General features: G+C 38.3%; 19 protein-coding genes. 2 read left to right on the forward strand and 17 right to left on the reverse strand.

Annotated features, from left to right (window positions below; genetic code table 11):
• Positions 1 to 18 precede the first annotated feature (18 nt).
• From AC4IF5_RS18100 to tpx, 12 genes are all read right to left on the reverse strand, one after another.
• The gene (locus AC4IF5_RS18100) at positions 19 to 885 is read right to left on the reverse strand and encodes a VOC family protein (RefSeq protein WP_490736982.1); all 867 of its coding nucleotides are present in this window, start codon (positions 883 to 885) and stop codon (positions 19 to 21) included.
• A 368-nt stretch (positions 886 to 1253) separates the two neighbouring features.
• The gene (locus AC4IF5_RS18105; RefSeq protein WP_490736983.1) at positions 1254 to 1493 is read right to left on the reverse strand and encodes a helix-hairpin-helix domain-containing protein; all 240 of its coding nucleotides are present in this window, start codon (positions 1491 to 1493) and stop codon (positions 1254 to 1256) included.
• 35 nt (positions 1494 to 1528) lie between these two features.
• The gene (locus tag AC4IF5_RS18110; protein ID WP_490736985.1) at positions 1529 to 1942 is read right to left on the reverse strand and encodes an SRPBCC family protein; all 414 of its coding nucleotides are present in this window, start codon (positions 1940 to 1942) and stop codon (positions 1529 to 1531) included.
• A 77-nt stretch (positions 1943 to 2019) separates the two neighbouring features.
• Positions 2020 to 2451, reverse strand: coding sequence for a VOC family protein (locus AC4IF5_RS18115; protein WP_490736987.1), 432 nt, complete (start codon positions 2449 to 2451; stop codon positions 2020 to 2022).
• Positions 2452 to 2584: 133 nt separating this feature from the next.
• A complete protein-coding gene (locus AC4IF5_RS18120) occupies positions 2585 to 3361 on the reverse strand; it encodes an alpha/beta fold hydrolase (protein WP_490736989.1) in 777 nt (258 codons plus the stop codon).
• A 3-nt stretch (positions 3362 to 3364) separates the two neighbouring features.
• Positions 3365 to 3889 (reverse strand): DinB family protein, encoded by a 525-nt coding sequence (locus tag AC4IF5_RS18125; RefSeq protein WP_490736991.1) that lies wholly within the window; start codon positions 3887 to 3889, stop codon positions 3365 to 3367.
• Positions 3890 to 4162: 273 nt separating this feature from the next.
• Entirely contained in the window at positions 4163 to 4573 is a 411-nt protein-coding gene (locus tag AC4IF5_RS18130) for a VOC family protein (RefSeq protein WP_490736993.1), read from the reverse strand.
• A 76-nt stretch (positions 4574 to 4649) separates the two neighbouring features.
• A complete protein-coding gene (locus AC4IF5_RS18135) occupies positions 4650 to 5240 on the reverse strand; it encodes a Crp/Fnr family transcriptional regulator (RefSeq protein WP_490736995.1) in 591 nt (196 codons plus the stop codon).
• 490 nt (positions 5241 to 5730) lie between these two features.
• Entirely contained in the window at positions 5731 to 6942 is a 1212-nt protein-coding gene (locus AC4IF5_RS18140; protein ID WP_490736997.1) for a DUF763 domain-containing protein, read from the reverse strand.
• Positions 6943 to 6993: 51 nt separating this feature from the next.
• The gene (locus AC4IF5_RS18145) at positions 6994 to 7260 is read right to left on the reverse strand and encodes a glyoxalase superfamily protein (RefSeq protein ID WP_490736999.1); all 267 of its coding nucleotides are present in this window, start codon (positions 7258 to 7260) and stop codon (positions 6994 to 6996) included.
• A 3-nt stretch (positions 7261 to 7263) separates the two neighbouring features.
• The gene (locus AC4IF5_RS18150) at positions 7264 to 7611 is read right to left on the reverse strand and encodes a VOC family protein (protein WP_490737001.1); all 348 of its coding nucleotides are present in this window, start codon (positions 7609 to 7611) and stop codon (positions 7264 to 7266) included.
• A 100-nt stretch (positions 7612 to 7711) separates the two neighbouring features.
• On the reverse strand, positions 7712 to 8215 hold the full coding sequence (tpx, locus tag AC4IF5_RS18155) for a thiol peroxidase (RefSeq protein WP_490737003.1): 504 nt from the start codon (positions 8213 to 8215) through the stop codon (positions 7712 to 7714).
• A 168-nt stretch (positions 8216 to 8383) separates the two neighbouring features.
• Between tpx and AC4IF5_RS18160 the strand changes: the two genes are divergently transcribed.
• Positions 8384 to 10603: an NADP-dependent isocitrate dehydrogenase gene (locus AC4IF5_RS18160; RefSeq protein WP_490737005.1), complete on the forward strand. Its 2220-nt coding sequence runs from the start codon at positions 8384 to 8386 to the stop codon at positions 10601 to 10603.
• A 146-nt stretch (positions 10604 to 10749) separates the two neighbouring features.
• Here AC4IF5_RS18160 and AC4IF5_RS18165 read toward each other — a convergent pair whose 3' ends face one another.
• The gene (locus AC4IF5_RS18165; RefSeq protein WP_066694713.1) at positions 10750 to 11085 is read right to left on the reverse strand and encodes a winged helix-turn-helix transcriptional regulator; all 336 of its coding nucleotides are present in this window, start codon (positions 11083 to 11085) and stop codon (positions 10750 to 10752) included.
• Between the two features lie 103 nt (positions 11086 to 11188).
• Between AC4IF5_RS18165 and AC4IF5_RS18170 the strand changes: the two genes are divergently transcribed.
• Entirely contained in the window at positions 11189 to 11935 is a 747-nt protein-coding gene (locus AC4IF5_RS18170) for an SDR family oxidoreductase (protein ID WP_490737007.1), read from the forward strand.
• A 105-nt stretch (positions 11936 to 12040) separates the two neighbouring features.
• Here the strand turns inward: AC4IF5_RS18170 and AC4IF5_RS18175 are convergent, their stop codons facing one another.
• The 4 genes from AC4IF5_RS18175 to AC4IF5_RS18190 form a co-directional block, all read right to left on the reverse strand.
• Positions 12041 to 13033, reverse strand: coding sequence for an MBL fold metallo-hydrolase (locus AC4IF5_RS18175; RefSeq protein WP_490737009.1), 993 nt, complete (start codon positions 13031 to 13033; stop codon positions 12041 to 12043).
• A gap of 179 nt (positions 13034 to 13212) precedes the next feature.
• Positions 13213 to 14214 carry an aldo/keto reductase gene (locus AC4IF5_RS18180; RefSeq protein WP_490737011.1) on the reverse strand — a complete coding sequence of 334 codons (1002 nt, stop codon included), beginning with the start codon at positions 14212 to 14214 and terminating at the stop codon, positions 13213 to 13215.
• A gap of 87 nt (positions 14215 to 14301) precedes the next feature.
• Positions 14302 to 15207, reverse strand: a complete 906-nt coding sequence (locus AC4IF5_RS18185) for a helix-turn-helix domain-containing protein (RefSeq protein WP_490737013.1) — start codon at positions 15205 to 15207, stop codon at positions 14302 to 14304.
• A 253-nt stretch (positions 15208 to 15460) separates the two neighbouring features.
• Positions 15461 to 15913 (reverse strand): hypothetical protein, encoded by a 453-nt coding sequence (locus tag AC4IF5_RS18190; protein WP_490737015.1) that lies wholly within the window; start codon positions 15911 to 15913, stop codon positions 15461 to 15463.
• Positions 15914 to 16287 lie beyond the last annotated feature (374 nt).

Consider the following 16287-nt stretch of genomic DNA (forward strand, 5'->3'; position numbering starts at 1 on the left):
ACAATACGCCGAAATAATTTATGAATGATAGGCGTCTTCCAGATCCTGAATAATAATTTTCTGCATTTTCATCATAGCCTGTACCACTTTATAAGCCTTTTCCTGATGGGAATCGTTCATCAACTGAATTAATCTTTTAGGGACTATCTGCCAGCTAAGACCATATGCATCCTTCAGCCATCCGCACATGCTTTCTCTTCCACCGTCCGACGTGAGTATATTCCAGTAGTGATCGGTCTGCTGCTGGTCATCGGTCATCACAACCAAAGAGATTCCTTCATTGAAATCAAATGGATGGTCATACGAATTATCCATACAGAATAAGCTGTAGTTATCAATCACAAAATGGGCATGCTGAACATTTTCTGCTGGTTCCGGTATATCATGACCTTCGCTTCCATTTCCATATTTCAGTATATTTCCAATGCTTGAATTCGGGAAAGTCTTTGTGTAAAGCTCCATAGCTTCTTTAGCCTTGCCATTATTCTGATGGATGAACATCAGCGTAGGAACTATTTTCTGGTCACCGGCTTTTTCTCCTAAAAACAGCTGCCATGTCACTCCATACTGATCCTGAACCCACCCGTATTTTTTACTCCAGGAATAAGATCCAAGCTCCATCAGAGCTATTCCTCCTTCCACCAGCTGATCCCAGTATTTCTGAACCTCATCCTCTGTTTCACAGATCACCATGAAAGAAACAGACGGGTTTTTCTTGAATTGAGGTCCACCATTCAGCAGCATTAACCTTTGTCCGAACAGATCAATATTCATCACGACAGGGGTATCTGCTGTAATCTCACCTCCAAAAACTTTACAGTAAAATTCGGCAGACTGTTTGGCATCTCCATCATACCAGAGACAGGGAAATATATCGTTATTCATAAGTTTAAATTGATTGATTATAGAGTTGAATTATGTTTTCTTATTTTGTATATGTTCTTATGCCTTGAACTCTTTCCTCTCGCATCCCGGATGAACTCAGCGGAAAATCTGAACTCATATCCAAAATAGTATTGCTACATGAAGATTCTCTTATAGATTTTGTTTCTCAGGCTTTATGTTAATTTTGTAAACCAGATGAACCCAATATATCACAACAGACACCAAAAATTATATATCTGAAGTTTCTAACTTCTGACGTCTAACTTCTAACCTCTAAATTATGCAAAAGGAATCTTCTGCCTTTACATTCAAGGAAACTGACTTCACTTTGACCGTAATGGCACCATAAATTTTTTCTCACTTTATATTTAGGCTTCTGTGAAAAACACCTGACGCTCCTTCATATAATTTTTAAGTTTCATCATCGTATTTTTCCCAAAACCATGAAGCTGCATAATCTCTTTTTCAGAATATCCTGACAGCTTCTCCAAAGAGTCTATTTTTTCCTTTTCCAAAGCCCTTCTTGCCGGAATGGCAATCACCCCGTAGAGAAACCCGTCCTTAGGATCATAGTTCACTGCATACATGGAATGTAAACTCTTTGACATGATAACTAAATTGATCATGGCTGCATACATTATTTTTAATGATTCTCAACATATTTATGGAAATTGTTAAGAATGGCATACCAGCCTTCTCTTTGCATTTCCACAGAATTTTGTTTTTCCGGATCGAAAATTTCGATGACCTTGGTTGTATTTTCATCTATTTTATCAAAAATCACTTCTACTTTTCTTCCGTCTTCCATATGATATTTTATCATTTCATGGGGGATAACCTCATCATATATTCCCTCAAAATCAAATGCAAAACTTTTGTCTTTAGCTTCCATCTTGTTTTTGAATTTCCCTCCCACTTTCAGGTCGTTTTCAGAACTAGGACAATGCCAGCTTTCATGGGCAAAGTTCCATTTTGTAATATGTTTCGGTTCATTGAAGTAGTTCCAGACCTTTTCTACCGGCGCTAAAATCGTAATGTCTATTTTAATTGGATCCATAGTTCTGTTTTTAATGATTAGATAAAAGAGCTGCCCTGAACGGGCACCTCCTTTTTATAATTTAGTTAAAGATAAGATTATTTTGCATATTCATCGTTATAATTCACCATCCAATGAACACCATATTTATCCTGAAAGCTTCCAAAATAATCTCCCCAAAACTGGTCTTCAATCGGCATTTCTATATTTCCCCCTTCAGAAAGTCCTTTAAAAAGCCTATCGGCCTCATCTTTTGAATCCGGGAAAATAGAAACATAATTGTTATTTCCCACCGTCAGTTTCTGCCCGAAGCCGGGAACGATATCTGATGCCATTAAAAGGTCATTTCCGATTGGCAGTGCAATATGCATCACTCTGTTCTTTTCTTCATCTGAAAGATTTTCTGTACCGGGCGCATTTCCCATTTTGTGAATACCTCCAACGAAGTCTCCACCAAAAACAGATTTGTAAAAATTGAAAGCTTCTTCAGCTGTTCCATCGAAATTTAAGTACGGATTTAATTTAGCCATGATTTTTAATTTTAAAATGTTATTATTTAATGTAATGTTCTGATATCGGAACCATTAGATATTAAGAAGCTTCGCTTTTGAGCTGAAAAACATTAGTATTTACCTCAGCCCCGGCTTAACATCTTAAAAAAGCTTAATGGTTTAAAAAATATTCTACTTCTTTGACTGTAAAGTCTATTAAATTTTCATTGATGCTGCCATCAAAGTCAGCCATCATATAAACGCCATGGGTTGTGGGAAGTATCATCAGACGGGAATCTTTCACAAGACGCCACATGGCAACGGTATGTTCCGGTTTCATGACATCTTTATCAGCACTGATGAATAATACCGGGGCTTCTATAGACGTTAAAACTTCATCCTCCCAGTCTTCAAAGGTTTGCATCCTTTTACAGTCTTTATCGAAAAGGTTTTCCAGTTTTGAAAAATCCGGATTAAGATTTAAAAAGTTGATCTTGAACGGCTCTGGCATAGATTCAAAAGTTGCTTCCTGCATTCCTTCAAAAAAACCGTCCATCATACCGTTTCTTTTATAAAAAGATGAGGCAACGACCAGCTTTTCTACTACTCCCGGATAGCGATACGCAATCTGCATAACGGTATTTCCGCCATTACTGAATCCCCAGAATGAAGCTTTTTCAATATTGATCTCTTTTAAAAGGGCTGCCACATCATCTGCATCCTGCTCAAATGTTTCAGGAATATCACGGTGCTCACTCCGTCCATGATTCTGCAGATCGATTCCAATTAACTGAAATTTGTTTTCCAGTCTTTTAATGACTTCTTCAAAATCATATAAAATGGATGAGCCTCTGCCATGGATCAGTACCAATGGTTTGCCTGAACCGTAAATCTCATAATACAGCCGGATTCCGTTGACCTTTTTATAGCCTTTTTCTACAGGATTCATAAATCAATATTTGAGGTTTTCATCCATATCATATTTCATTCCCGGATAGTCCAGAATTCTGCGCATCAGGCCTATCTGACCGCAGAGATAATCTTCCCTGCCGATACACATTCCTGCAAAGTTGAGCTTTGTCTCTTCAACAAAAGGAACATCCATCCCTATTTCAAAGATCGCGTCCAGTTCTTCATCAGTTGCTTCCCAAAGTTTTTGATACACTTTAGGCGAAATTTCATGAAAACTTTTCTTCAGCTCAGCCAATGTCGGATACCAGGTGCTTTCGTCCAATGCTTTTCCCTGAAAGAACAGATCATTATAAGGATCCTGCTCCTGTAGCCCCAATACCCAACCTAAGGCATAGCGCATATTCACAAAGTTTCCGGCCATCCATACAATGTGATTGGTTTTATTTTCGATTCTTTTCAGGGCATCTTCCTCCGAAATACCTTCCAATACATTCACAAAGCTTTGGGTATGCATTCTGTAAGCCGGAATAATGACCTCTGTTTTTTTTGATTTTGGTGTTTCCATTTTGATAGATATTAGAAGTTAGATGTTAGAATATGACTGAATGTGCCTATTATATTCTATTTCAGGAGGATTTCACAGATTATGCGGATGTTTGTGAGAAAACAGCATAGTTTCCATGATCTCTAAAGAAATTAAAATGGTTTATACTTGCCACGAATGCGCGAATTATTTTTCTGGTATTTTTTAGGTTGATAAGGTAACGTTTGAGGATCTTTGATTTTCCTGAGCCTTAAAATTCTTTGCTCCTTGTGAAATACATGTGATGGTGACAGGTCATTCTGCCGGCATTTGAGAAATATCGGCAAATGTCATATTCCAGCCATGTCCGTCTAAATCCCAGAAAGAATTCTGATACATCCATCCGTAATCCTGAGGTTCCTCATGTTGATAGGCTCCGTTCTCCACAGCGGTTTTTACTACATGATCAACATCCTCACGGCTGTTGAGACCAACAGCAACAAGAACCTGGCTTGTATTCTCTTTTGCAACAGGTTTGTTGGTAAACGTTTTAAAATATTCTTCATCCAGAAACATGACGAAGATATTGTCTTCCTTCATGGTAACACAAGCTGCCCTGTCATCTGAAAACTGTTCATTAATGGAAAATCCCAGTTTTGTCCAGAATTCTTTTGTTTTCTGCACATCTTTTACCGGAAGATTCACATAAATCTGATTGACTTTCATTTTGTAATTTTTAGTGTTAAACTTTTAACCAAAATTACCAAGGCTGAATGAAAATCAACTTGCCATAAGGCAAGATTTAATTTTTTCTGGAATGGGAAACCAATTCTTTACGAATACGGCTTAAAGAAGTATCTGTTACTCCCAGATAAGAGGCAATCTGTTTCAGGGGAGCAAACTGTATGACTTTGGATTTCTGTTCCAGCAGATTAAGATATCTTCTGGTAGCGGAAAGGGTAAACATTTCTACAGATCTTTGTTTATAGGCAAAAAGCTCCTTAGACATCCAGGCCCTTCCCCATTCTCTCAGATTCGGGATTTTGTGAAACAGCTCCTGAAAGGTATCGTAATCCAGCTTCCAGCATTCACAGTCTGTAATGCAGACAATATTTTCCTGAGACGGCACTCTTTGAAACATGGATAAGACCTCAATGATCACTTCATTCTCTACGAAAAAATGAGTGGTCACCTCGTTTCCGTTAAAGTCATTGACAAATGAACGTGCCAATCCACTATCCAGGATATAATATTCATTCGCTGTTTTACCTTCTTCCAGGATAAAATCCCCTTTCTGGAATGATGTTTTCTCATGAGCCTTAAATATTTCATCAAGCTCTTCCTGCAGAAAAAACGGAAAATCGTAACAGGCTTCAAGGGATTTATAGGTCATCAGGTCAATTTTTTTTAAGATTTTAAAAATAGAATTTTTAATTGAATTAAAGATATAATGATTAAACAAAAAAAATAAATCCTATAAAAATGCAAAGTACACTATTGAAATTAAGAGATTTAAAAAAACAAGAAAATTAAACGGTTGTTTTATTTTTAGTTCGGATAAGCATTTTGCTTTAAATTGGATGGAAGCTGGAGGATGGAAGAAGGAAGTTTTTGAAGTATGAAAAACAGCCGGAGCTCTATTTTATTCATGCTTTAAAGCGTACTTGATCAATTTTTATGATAACAGCCAGAGATTATTTTGGCAATATTAGCTTCCAGCTTTAAACCTTTTAAACTTTATTTCTTGTCCCATACTAAGGTTAAAATAGTATACAAAATCCCATCATCAGATCTTTATTTAACAGTTAAGATTATATTTTATCTGTTATGACTGTAGTGAAATATATGGATTTTAAAAAGAGAAGAAATATCTTCCTTTTAGGCTAAAATAAAGAGAGCTGAATTGGTTTGGAAGGATTAGGCTTCTGAGCATCCCCCAAAACGGTTTTGCCTCCAAAACGCCATGAATTCTGTCTTTCTTCTTCAATGACCTGCTGAATATCAAAATCGGGAATAAAGTCTTTCTCAGCCGTAGTTACAATCTTATGAAGTTTGTTCAGCGTATTCAGCTTATCAGAATTTCCAAGCTTTGATTTTTCTATTCCTTTTCTGAGGATACTGATGCTCTCATCATAAGTATGGGTAGGAACAGGGAAAGGATGACCGTCTTTACCTCCATGAGCAAAAGAAAATCTTGCCGGATCTGCAAACCGTGAAGGAGCTCCATGGATAATTTCACTGACCAAGGCCAATGACTGCATCGTTCTTGGGCCTACACCTTCCAGCATTAGCAGGTCTTCAAAATTCTGAGGCTGCTGTTCCCTGGTCACATATAAAAGTGCTCCTAAACGCTTCAGATCAACATCAGATGCCTGAACATCATGATGATTGGGAAGGATCAGCCTTGAAAAATCCTTCATCACTTCAGCAGAATCCGTGTGAGAGATGTCCAGGATTCCTTTCCTGTTTTCTGAGGCTTCAGCATCGGTAAGGTTCAGGATATGGCCTCTTGAAATCCCGTTAATTCCCGTGTGAGGTTCTTCCACGAATGAGGTCATATTTCCGGAATGCCAGTGATAGCGTCTTGCTGTTCTGTCAGACTCATGCATACCCTGCTGAATGACGCTCCAGTTTCCGTTATCTGATAGAATAAAATTGTGCAGATAGAGCTGATAGCCATCCTGAACTGCTGTATTATCCACTTTAGCGGAAAGCTTACTGGCTCTCACCAGCTCAGTACCATTCAGGCCTGTTTTATCTGCAATCCGGATCAGCTCTGACGGGGTTTCTCTGGAAAATTTTCCTTTTCCACCACAAATATAAAGGCCTAATGATTGAGAATTAGGATTGATGGAACGTTTCAAAGCGCCCATCACAGAAGTGGTAATCCCTGAGGAATGCCAGTCCATTCCCATCACTGCTCCGAAGCTCTGAAACCAGAACGGATCCGCCAGACGGCGAAGGACCTCATCTTTGCCATAATCCATCAGGATCACTTCTACGATAGAGAGCCCCAGAACAGACATACGCTCATACAGCCACGGCGGTACTTTACCATAGTGTAGCGGTAGATCTGCTGTTCCTGAACGTTTCATTTTACAAAATTAGCTTTAATATTCCGGATTTTTGTTGATTGTAATCAGTATTCAGTAATGTTTTTCAAATACAAATCCTATACGGGCTCCGCCCCAGACAGCCACTCTGGTTCCGGATGTACTATCTCCGTGATGCTCACTCAAATGAAAAATGATGTTTTCTCTTTTCACTTTCATACAAACGGGAGTATTTTCCTCAAAATAATGTTCCCATACGATCTCAAATCCTAACCAATCCACATAAAACTCTTTTGTTTTCTGATAGTCGAAGATTGTGAGAACAGGAATAATCGGGTCTGCTTTTATTATCGCAGACAAGTTTTATTGATGAGACAGTATATTAATTAGTTTATCAAACGGATCTTTAACAAAAAATCTGCGTACTCCCCAATCTTCATCGGTCAGCCCATATGGTATTTCAAAACCGGCGTTTTTCATTCTATCATATATTTCATCCACATTATCCACTTCAATGGAAAGATCGGGAACCTCGGTATCATTACCTCCCTGTTCTGCAAAACTGATCTGAACCTTTGATTCCTGATCATTTCCAAATGTTTTGATCCAGCCATGATCCATCAGAACATCAAGTCCCAGAATATCCTGATAAAAAAGGTCTGCTTTTGATAAGTCCCCTGTTTTTATATTGGCTACAATTCTTTTTACCATCTTGAATTATATTAAAGATTAATTGTGGTATTCTTTTTATGCTCCATTAAAAAAGCCTTGCAAAATTAATTTCACAAGGCTTTCACAAAAATTATTTCTGTTATTGATTCAATGCTGCAAGCGCTGCATCGTAATTAGGCTCGTTAGCAATTTCTGAAACCTGCTCTGTATACACCACTTTGTTGTTTTCGTCTGTAACGATCACGGCACGGCTCAATAACCCCTTCAAAGGTGAGTCTGTAATAGTCACTTCATAATCATCACCAAAGCTGCTTCTGAAATCAGAAAGGGTTTCCACGTTGTTCAATCCTTCCGCAGCACAGAATCTGCCTAATGCAAACGGAAGATCTTTTGAAACGTTGATGATCACGGTATTGTCCAGTTTTGAAGCTTCTTCATTGAACTTTCTGCTGGATGCAGCACAAGTAGGCGTGTCGATACTTGGGAAAATATTGAATACTTTTTTCTTTCCGTCAAAGTTTTCAAGCGTTTTTACATTCAACCCTGAATCTACCAAAGCAAAATCCCTAATGGTGCTTCCTACTGATGGTAATTTGCCTATTGTGTGTACTTCGTTTCCTTTTAAAGTGATGGTCGTGGACATAATTTTATTTTTTTAGTTTTTCAAATTTAATCAAAAAAGAAAATTTTACGGTCTGATTAAGGTTAAATTAATCTTAAAGTAAAAAAACTCAGTAAAGGATTCATCCAAAAATTTAAATTTTAACTAAATTTGTGGGACTTTAAATTTCAAATAAAAAATAACAGTATAATGTCAGAAAAATCAAAAATCTATTACACACTTACTGATGAGGCTCCAATGCTGGCTACTCACTCGTTTTTACCTATTGTAAAAGCTTTTACCAAATCAGCAGATATCGAAATCGCAGTCCCGGATATTTCTTTGGCAGGAAGAATTTTAGCTAATTTTCCTGAGTTTTTAAAAGATGATCAAAAGATCGGTGATGCTTTGGCGGAATTAGGAGAATTGGCGACAAAACCTGAAGCCAACATCATTAAGCTACCAAACATTTCTGCTTCTGTCCCTCAGCTGGATGCGGCTATTGCTGAATTACAAAGTAAAGGATTCGCTGTACCAAACTATCCTGCAGAGCCTAAAAATGATGATGAAAAAGCCATCAAAGCTAAATATGCTAAAGTTTTGGGAAGTGCTGTAAACCCTGTATTAAGAGAAGGGAATTCTGACAGACGTGCTCCAAAAGCTGTTAAGAACTATGCAAAAGCCAATCCTCACAGAATGGGTGACTGGGCTTCTGACAGCAAAACTGACGTAGCTCACATGAATAACGGTGATTTCTACGGAACTGAAACTTCTACAACACTTGAAAACGCTACAAAATACAGAATCGTATTCAAAGGAAACGACGGTTCTGAATCTGTATTAAAAGACTTCGCAGGTCTTCAGGCCGGTGAGATCATCGATTCTTCCGTAATGAATCTTAATGCATTGAAAGCATTCGTTCAGGAAGCGATTGAAGAAGCTAAGAAAAGAAATGTACTTCTTTCCGCTCACCTTAAAGCTACGATGATGAAAATCTCTGACCCTGTTATCTTCGGGGCTATCGTAGAAACTTTCTTCAAAGATGTATTTACAAAATATGCTGAGACGTTCAAGTCTTTAGACATCAATCCTAACAACGGTCTTGCTGATCTTTTCGAAAAGATCAAAGGAAATGCTCAGGAAGCGGACATCAGAGCTGATATTGAAAAAGCTCTTGCTGACGGACCAAGAGTGGCCATGGTCAATTCAGATAAAGGAATTACCAACTTCCACGTACCATCTGATATTATCGTTGACGCATCTATGGCAGCTCTTGTAAGAGGAGGAGGTAAAATGTGGAACAAAGACGGAAACGAAGAAGATACTGTTTGCATCATCCCTGACCGTTCTTACGCTGGTTTCTATCAGTCTGTAATCGATGATATGAAAGCACACGGAAAATTAGACCCCACAACAATGGGATCTGTACCAAACGTTGGATTGATGGCTCAGAAAGCTGAAGAATATGGTTCTCATGACAAGACTTTCCAAGTGTCAGCAGACGGAACCGTAGAGGTTCAGGATGAAGCAGGAAACGTTCTTCTTTCTCAAAAAGTAGAAAAAGATGATATCTTCAGAATGTGCCAGACGAAAGACGCTCCTATCCAGGATTGGGTGAAGCTGGCTGTAAACAGATCAAGATTATCTGATACTCCGGCTATCTTCTGGCTGGACAAAGGAAGAGCTCACGACAGAGAGATCATCAAAAAAGTAGAAAAATACCTTGCTGACTATGATACTACAGGCCTTGATATCAGAATTCTTGATGTAAAGGACGCGATGACTGAAACTCTTAAGAGAGCAAGAGAAGGTAAAGATACCATCTCTGTTTCAGGGAACGTATTGAGAGATTACCTGACTGACCTTTTCCCTATCCTTGAGCTTGGAACTTCCGCAAAAATGCTTTCTATCGTTCCATTGATGAATGGTGGTGGTTTATTTGAGACAGGTGCGGGAGGTTCTGCTCCGAAACACATTGAACAATTCCTGGAAGAAGGCTATTTAAGATGGGATTCTCTGGGTGAATTCCTAGCATTACAAGCTTCTTTAGAACATTTAGCCCAGACTCAGGGGAATACAAAATCTCAGGTTCTTGCTGATGCATTAGATGAGGCTAACGCTAAATTCTTAGCTACGGATAAATCTCCTGCAAGAAAGGTAGGTCAGATCGACAACAGAGGATCTCACTTCTATTTAGCGATGTACTGGGCTGAAGCTTTGGCTAACCAGACCGCTGACGCTGAATTAGCTGCACAGTTTGCTCCGGTTGCACAGGCAATGCAGGAAAATGAAGCGGTAATCAATGCAGAGTTAATTGGTGCTCAGGGTAAACCTCAAAACATTGACGGTTATTACAAAGCTGATACATACAAAACGTATGCGGCAATGAGACCAAGTACTGTTTTAAATGAAATCATTGACGGAATCTAATTTCCGGTTTCAATATAAAACTTAAAGCTCCTTTTTTAAGGAGCTTTTTTAATGCCAAAAACACACGATAAAGCTTATAAAAATCCTTTATGGCTATTATAAATGGGCTTATATATTGAAGCATTATCTAATATCCCTACAACCTGCTACCTATCCTCTACAATCACTCTCCTATGCTCCCTTCCCCAATTAATCATCTCCATAATGATTTTTCCGAAGGTCCTGCAGTATTCTGTAGGCTCATATTCTATCAGAACAGGAGTTTCCGGGTAGACATTACGTTTTACCAGCTTATTCAGCTCCATGTCTTTTAACTCTTTTGAAAGCATCCTTGTTGTAATTCCGGGGATACTGCGTTCTATTTCCCTGAAGCGCCTGTTTCCGTTACAAATTGAATTGATAACCGGAATTCTCCATTTTCCTCCTATAAAATAAAGGGTATCCTGTAATGCTCTAAGTTCTTCGGTCTGATCTCTTTCCATAGCTGCAAAATTAAATTGATATCATGAATGATATTGGTATACTCTGTTATACTGATTACAAAAGTATACCAAATTGAAATAACTTTGTCAAAAAATTTTAGAAATGAAAAAATTAAATAACAAATTAGCCATAGTAACAGGTGGTAACAGTGGAATCGGGTATGCTGCAGCCAAAGAACTTATTGCTGAAGGAGCAACCGTAATGATTACAGGAAGAAGAAAAGAAGCCGTGGAAAAAGCAGCCCGGGAGCTGGGAGCAATTCCTTTTACAGCAGACCAGTCTCGCCTGGAGGATATCAGTCTCCTGAAGAATGAAGCCGAAAAGCAGTTTGGAAAAGTAGATATTCTGTTCATCAACGCCGGAATTACAGGAAACCTGAACTCGATTGAAAATATGGACATTGAAAATTTTGACAACGTGATGAATACTAATTTCAGAGGAGCTTATTTTACTTTAAGCAGGTTTATTCCCATTTTGAAAGACGGCGCGTCGGTTACTTTCCTGTCATCCATTGTCGCTACTACCTACAAGCCCAACAGCTCCGTATACCAGGCAAGTAAAGCGGCATTGAATTCAATAGCGAAAACAGCTGCTGCAGAATTGGCTCCAAGGAAAATAAGAGTCAATATGATCAGTCCGGGACCTATTAAAACAGAGATCATGAATAAGGCAGGACTGGACGAGGAGACGCTAAAAGGCATTAAGGATCACCTTATTAATCAGATTCCTTTGAAAAAGATGGGGAATGCGGAAGAAGTTGCCCGGCTGGTCATTCATTTATCTGATGATAATGCTTCCGGATTTATCACAGGAACAGAGATCGTTATCGATGGTGGTATTACCTTATAAACAATAAATTCAGCAAATCCCGGCAGCCAAAATTTTCCGGGATTTTTTGTTCATTTTCCAGCTGTAATAATCTCTCACTATCCCTATAGCTTATCCTCTGCCATCTCAATTCATAAAACTTTCAGCAATCCATTCAAATTCCGGAGCCTTTTTCTTTGTAAAGCCTAATCCCGGCCACGGCAAATGGGAAGCAAACGCTCTGGTTTTTGTATCAGCCAATTGTTCGAGAAACTTCTTCCTCGAAGCAGTTGCAATATCCAGATCCGTGTCTCCGGAAAAGCCCCAGTCAGGATGAGGAAAAAGAATAACGTCAGAATGAATAAGATCTGCAATATACAGCAGCTTTTCACCTCCTGACGATATGGTAGTTACCGTTAGGCCCGGAGTATGTCCGGGAGCCAGCTGAAAACTGAAATGATTGTACAGGGTATTGTCCAGATCATAAAATTTCAATTTCGGCTGAATCGTTTTCAATATATTCTGAGTGGCCGGAATAATCTGGCCGAGAAGCTCAGGAAGAGCTTTCAGAGCGCTGTTATTAAAATCTTTAATAGAAGCTTTCATCCAAAAATCATGTTCGATCCTAGAAATAAAAACGGCAGCATTGGGGAAAACCAGATTATTCTGCTTATCTACCACTCCACCGATATGATCAGGATGGGCATGTGAGATAAAAATATCCGTAATATCCTTTGCTGAGAATCCGGCCTTCTGAAGGCTTTTTAATAGGAATCCTGCTCTTTCATCAGCAAATATTCCCATACCGGTATCCAGCAGGATCAGTTTATCTTTTGTTTTGACAAGCAGGGTATTGATCGCCATATCGATATAATTGTCAGAGCGAAAGTTGTCTTTAAGGATCTTTTTCAGTTCAGAAACATTTCCTCTTGGAGCAAATGAATTAAGATCTTCTTCATGGATATACCCATCGGTAAGAATAAACAATTCAAGGTCACCAAGCTTTATTTTTTTGAAGCCGGAAAGGTCATCTCCTGGTTTTTCTGAAAAGCTTCTGGTTTCTGCCAACATTCCGGAAAAAGGAAACATACTTAATGTTCCTACCAATAATCCGTTTTTTAATAGTTCTCTTCTGTTCATAATTTGGTGGTTTTTCTGATTTCCATTGCTATAAGTCTTCTTTTCACCCTTTATTTCAATGTAAAAGGTTGAAAATTAATAAGCAGAAAATATCAACAGGCAGTTGATTGAATGAAATTTTATAACAGTAAAAACTGAGTTCCTGTTTTTATCCGGGAACCCAGTTTATTGTAGCGTCTTTAGTTATTTACCAGTTTCATAGCTCCCTCGCTGTATCTTTCTCCTACATTCGGGTATTTTTTCAGGATGGTATCAATGGTATCCAGATCTGACCGGGAAAGCTCGATATTGACCGCGGCAATATTTTCTTCCAGATATTTGATCCGCTTGGTTCCCGGAATCGGAATAATATCATCTCCCTGATTAAGGACCCAGGCCAGAGCCAGCTGGGTTCCTTTTACCCCTTTGGAAGCCGCAAAATCATTGATCTCATTGGCCAGCTTTGTATTGTTTTCAATATATTCCTGCTGGTAACGGGGTAATGATTTTCTGAAATCGTCATCTCCAAAATTCTGAACCTCGCTGATATTGGCAAAAAGTCCTCTTGCCAATGGTGAATAAGGAACCAAAGAAATTCCCAATTCTCTTACGGTTGGCAAAATTTCATTTTCAACATCTCTGGTAAGGATAGAGTATTCTGACTGTAAAGCGGCAATCGGATGAATTTTATTGGCTTTTCTGATAGATTCCGCGGAAGCTTCAGAAAGTCCGATATATTTTACTTTACCGGCTTTTACAAGTTCTGCCATAGCTTCTACCGTTTCCTGTACAGGAACGTTGGGATCAACCCTGTGTGCGTAATATAAATCGATCGTATCTATTTTTAATCGCTGAAGGCTCAGATCTACAGCCTGTCTGATCCATTCCGGCGAACCGTCAAAATAAGTTCCCGAAGCCCCACTATGACCTGCCTTACCGTCCCTGAACCTGAATCCGAATTTGGTTGCGATAAAAATTTTATCCCTGTTCGGGACCAGGACTTTAGAGATCAGTTTTTCGTTTTCACCATTGGCATACATATCTGCCGTATCCCAAAAATTAATTCCCAGATCTAATGCTTTATGTAAAGTATTGATACTTTCCTGCTCATCTGCAGGACCGTAGGCAAAGCTCATCCCCATACAGCCTAAACCAATGGCAGACAGCTGCTCTCCTGTGTTTCCTAATTTTCTAAATTTCATGATGGTATTTATTTTAATTGTATGAGACAAAATTAGAGCACCTACTCATCATTGATGATATAGAATTCAAACTAAGAATTATAAAATTCAAACAGGGTTTGTTCTGAGCGCATTTGGAGTCAGTCCGGTTTGCTTTTTAAAATAATTGGTAAAATAAGAGGGTTCCTCAAAGCCTAATCCATAAGCGATTTCAGCGATATTCCAATCTGTATGTATCAATAAAGCATGGGCTTCCTGAATAATTCTTCCGGTGATCTGCTGGCTTGTGGTCTTTCCGGTGATCTCCTTTACAGACCTGTTCAGAGAGTTGACATGGATGGAAAGACTCTGTGCATAGTCATTGGGTGTTTTCAATTTCAAAAATGTGTCAGGACTGTCAATAGGAAACTGTCTTTCCAGCAGTTCCATAAATAATGAAGCCACTCTTTGTGAAGCATTCTGATAAGGTTCAAAGCTTTCTGCGGGCTGCATTTTCATTGTTTCATGGATCATCAGATGCAGATAGGCACGGAGCATATCATATTTATGAATATAATCCGACTGGATCTCAGTCATCATCTTTGTATAAATATCGGAAAGTATTTTCTGCTGTTCCTCATCCACAAAGAAAACCGGAGTCCCGCCAATTTTGAAAAGCGGAGAGTCCTGAAGGTTTCCCAGCCGGCTTCCATTCTGTAAAAATTCTTCTGTAAAAAGGCAAAACCACCCTTTCTGATCTTCATCCTCAGCTTCCCAGGAATAGGGAACAATGGGATTGGAAAACAGCAATACAGGACGGTCTACCCGGATCCATTTATCAGCATAATGCAGCTTTCCTTTTCCTATAATCAGTGAAATTTTATAATAATCCCTCCTGCTATAAGGACTTACCAGAGAACAAAATTCTCTGGAAAACACATTAAAATGCCCCATACTACCTGTACCGATGCATTGAAATCCCTGATCGGGAGCATTCCGCTCGTAGAAACTTTTAACTGATTCACTTGATTCCATAGATCAAAGTTATAAAATTCAAACAAATTAATATATACAAGTGTTTTATTTTACTCTAAGATGAATGAAAAGGCTGGAAGATGATGATGAAAGTTTCTTACCAACGATCGATATATCTTAAATATTCTAGGAAATTGAAATTCCTCCGGATATTGCTTTTCCATTATTCGTCAAATTAATTCTCTCATAAAAAATGGCTGACAATATTCTGTCAGCCACTTAAAAGTGAATATATAGTTGATAATGGTTTTATTTAGTGACCATGACCGTGACCATGATGATGTTTATTGTGTTTTTTATAATACTTAGCTTTTTCTTTGTGGTATTTCTTCTGTTCTTTACGGTATTTTTTATAATCAGCCTTGTTTCTTCCGTATACGATTACCGGGTTTTGTCCTCTGTAATATCTCTTTTTGAATACAATATATTTTTCACGTCCAAGAATTCTTTCCAGTTCGGAGTAACGGTCTCCTCTCCATCTTCCCGGATCCACTACATATACTCTGTTCCATGAATTGTAATCACGATATCTGTCATTCAATGCATAGACCTGATTAGCCTGCGTTGTAGAAAGTACCAGATCAGTAATGACAGTTTGCCAGTTAATATCCGATATACTCCTTCTGTAATCATTATAATAATCTGACTGGGCATAGCTCAGGCTGAACGTCCCGATCAAAAAAGCTGTTAACAATAACTTTTTCATTTCATTCCTCTTTAAATTAAACATGATGTTCTACTCAATTAAAGTGCCAATTATGAATTGAAAACACTAAGATTTGTTAAAGAAAATCATAAATAACTGATTATCGTTAAAATAAATTCTATCATTGTATGGTTATTTATTAAACAGTTGATATAAGATAGGGAATGTGAGGTACGGGTTTCGGGATGTGGGATATGCAGACACCTACACCTATATGAGAAGTAAGGCTATCCATTGTTTCCGATCAGGATTAGATCTGCCCCTGTTGATCTTATGGATTAACAGATGTTTAATGATAAAATCTTTTAATCTTTTAATCTTTTAATCTTTTAATCTTTTAATCTTTTAATCTTTTAATCTTTTAATCTTTTAAT

It is taken from the genome of Chryseobacterium sp. UF-290, from assembly GCF_058245615.1.

Excerpts from the sequence above, each read along its gene's own strand:
- AC4IF5_RS18105 (WP_490736983.1), bottom strand. The coding sequence starts at position 1,493 with ATGTCAAAGAGTTTACATTCCATGTATGCAGTGAACTATGATCCTAAG.
- AC4IF5_RS18120 (WP_490736989.1), bottom strand. The coding sequence starts at position 3,361 with ATGAATCCTGTAGAAAAAGGCTATAAAAAGGTCAACGGAATCCGGCTG.
- AC4IF5_RS18130 (WP_490736993.1), bottom strand. The coding sequence starts at position 4,573 with ATGAAAGTCAATCAGATTTATGTGAATCTTCCGGTAAAAGATGTGCAG.
- AC4IF5_RS18175 (WP_490737009.1), bottom strand. The coding sequence starts at position 13,033 with ATGAACAGAAGAGAACTATTAAAAAACGGATTATTGGTAGGAACATTA.
- tpx (WP_490737003.1), bottom strand. The coding sequence starts at position 8,215 with ATGTCCACGACCATCACTTTAAAAGGAAACGAAGTACACACAATAGGC.
- AC4IF5_RS18170 (WP_490737007.1), top strand. The coding sequence starts at position 11,189 with ATGAAAAAATTAAATAACAAATTAGCCATAGTAACAGGTGGTAACAGT.
- AC4IF5_RS18115 (WP_490736987.1), bottom strand. The coding sequence starts at position 2,451 with ATGGCTAAATTAAATCCGTACTTAAATTTCGATGGAACAGCTGAAGAA.
- AC4IF5_RS18125 (WP_490736991.1), bottom strand. The coding sequence starts at position 3,889 with ATGGAAACACCAAAATCAAAAAAAACAGAGGTCATTATTCCGGCTTAC.
- AC4IF5_RS18165 (WP_066694713.1), bottom strand. The coding sequence starts at position 11,085 with ATGGAAAGAGATCAGACCGAAGAACTTAGAGCATTACAGGATACCCTT.
- AC4IF5_RS18185 (WP_490737013.1), bottom strand. The coding sequence starts at position 15,207 with ATGGAATCAAGTGAATCAGTTAAAAGTTTCTACGAGCGGAATGCTCCC.
- AC4IF5_RS18160 (WP_490737005.1), top strand. The coding sequence starts at position 8,384 with ATGTCAGAAAAATCAAAAATCTATTACACACTTACTGATGAGGCTCCA.
- AC4IF5_RS18100 (WP_490736982.1), bottom strand. The coding sequence starts at position 885 with ATGAATAACGATATATTTCCCTGTCTCTGGTATGATGGAGATGCCAAA.
- AC4IF5_RS18110 (WP_490736985.1), bottom strand. The coding sequence starts at position 1,942 with ATGGATCCAATTAAAATAGACATTACGATTTTAGCGCCGGTAGAAAAG.
- AC4IF5_RS18190 (WP_490737015.1), bottom strand. The coding sequence starts at position 15,913 with ATGAAAAAGTTATTGTTAACAGCTTTTTTGATCGGGACGTTCAGCCTG.
- AC4IF5_RS18180 (WP_490737011.1), bottom strand. The coding sequence starts at position 14,214 with ATGAAATTTAGAAAATTAGGAAACACAGGAGAGCAGCTGTCTGCCATT.
- AC4IF5_RS18150 (WP_490737001.1), bottom strand. The coding sequence starts at position 7,611 with ATGGTAAAAAGAATTGTAGCCAATATAAAAACAGGGGACTTATCAAAA.
- AC4IF5_RS18140 (WP_490736997.1), bottom strand. The coding sequence starts at position 6,942 with ATGAAACGTTCAGGAACAGCAGATCTACCGCTACACTATGGTAAAGTA.
- AC4IF5_RS18135 (WP_490736995.1), bottom strand. The coding sequence starts at position 5,240 with ATGACCTATAAATCCCTTGAAGCCTGTTACGATTTTCCGTTTTTTCTG.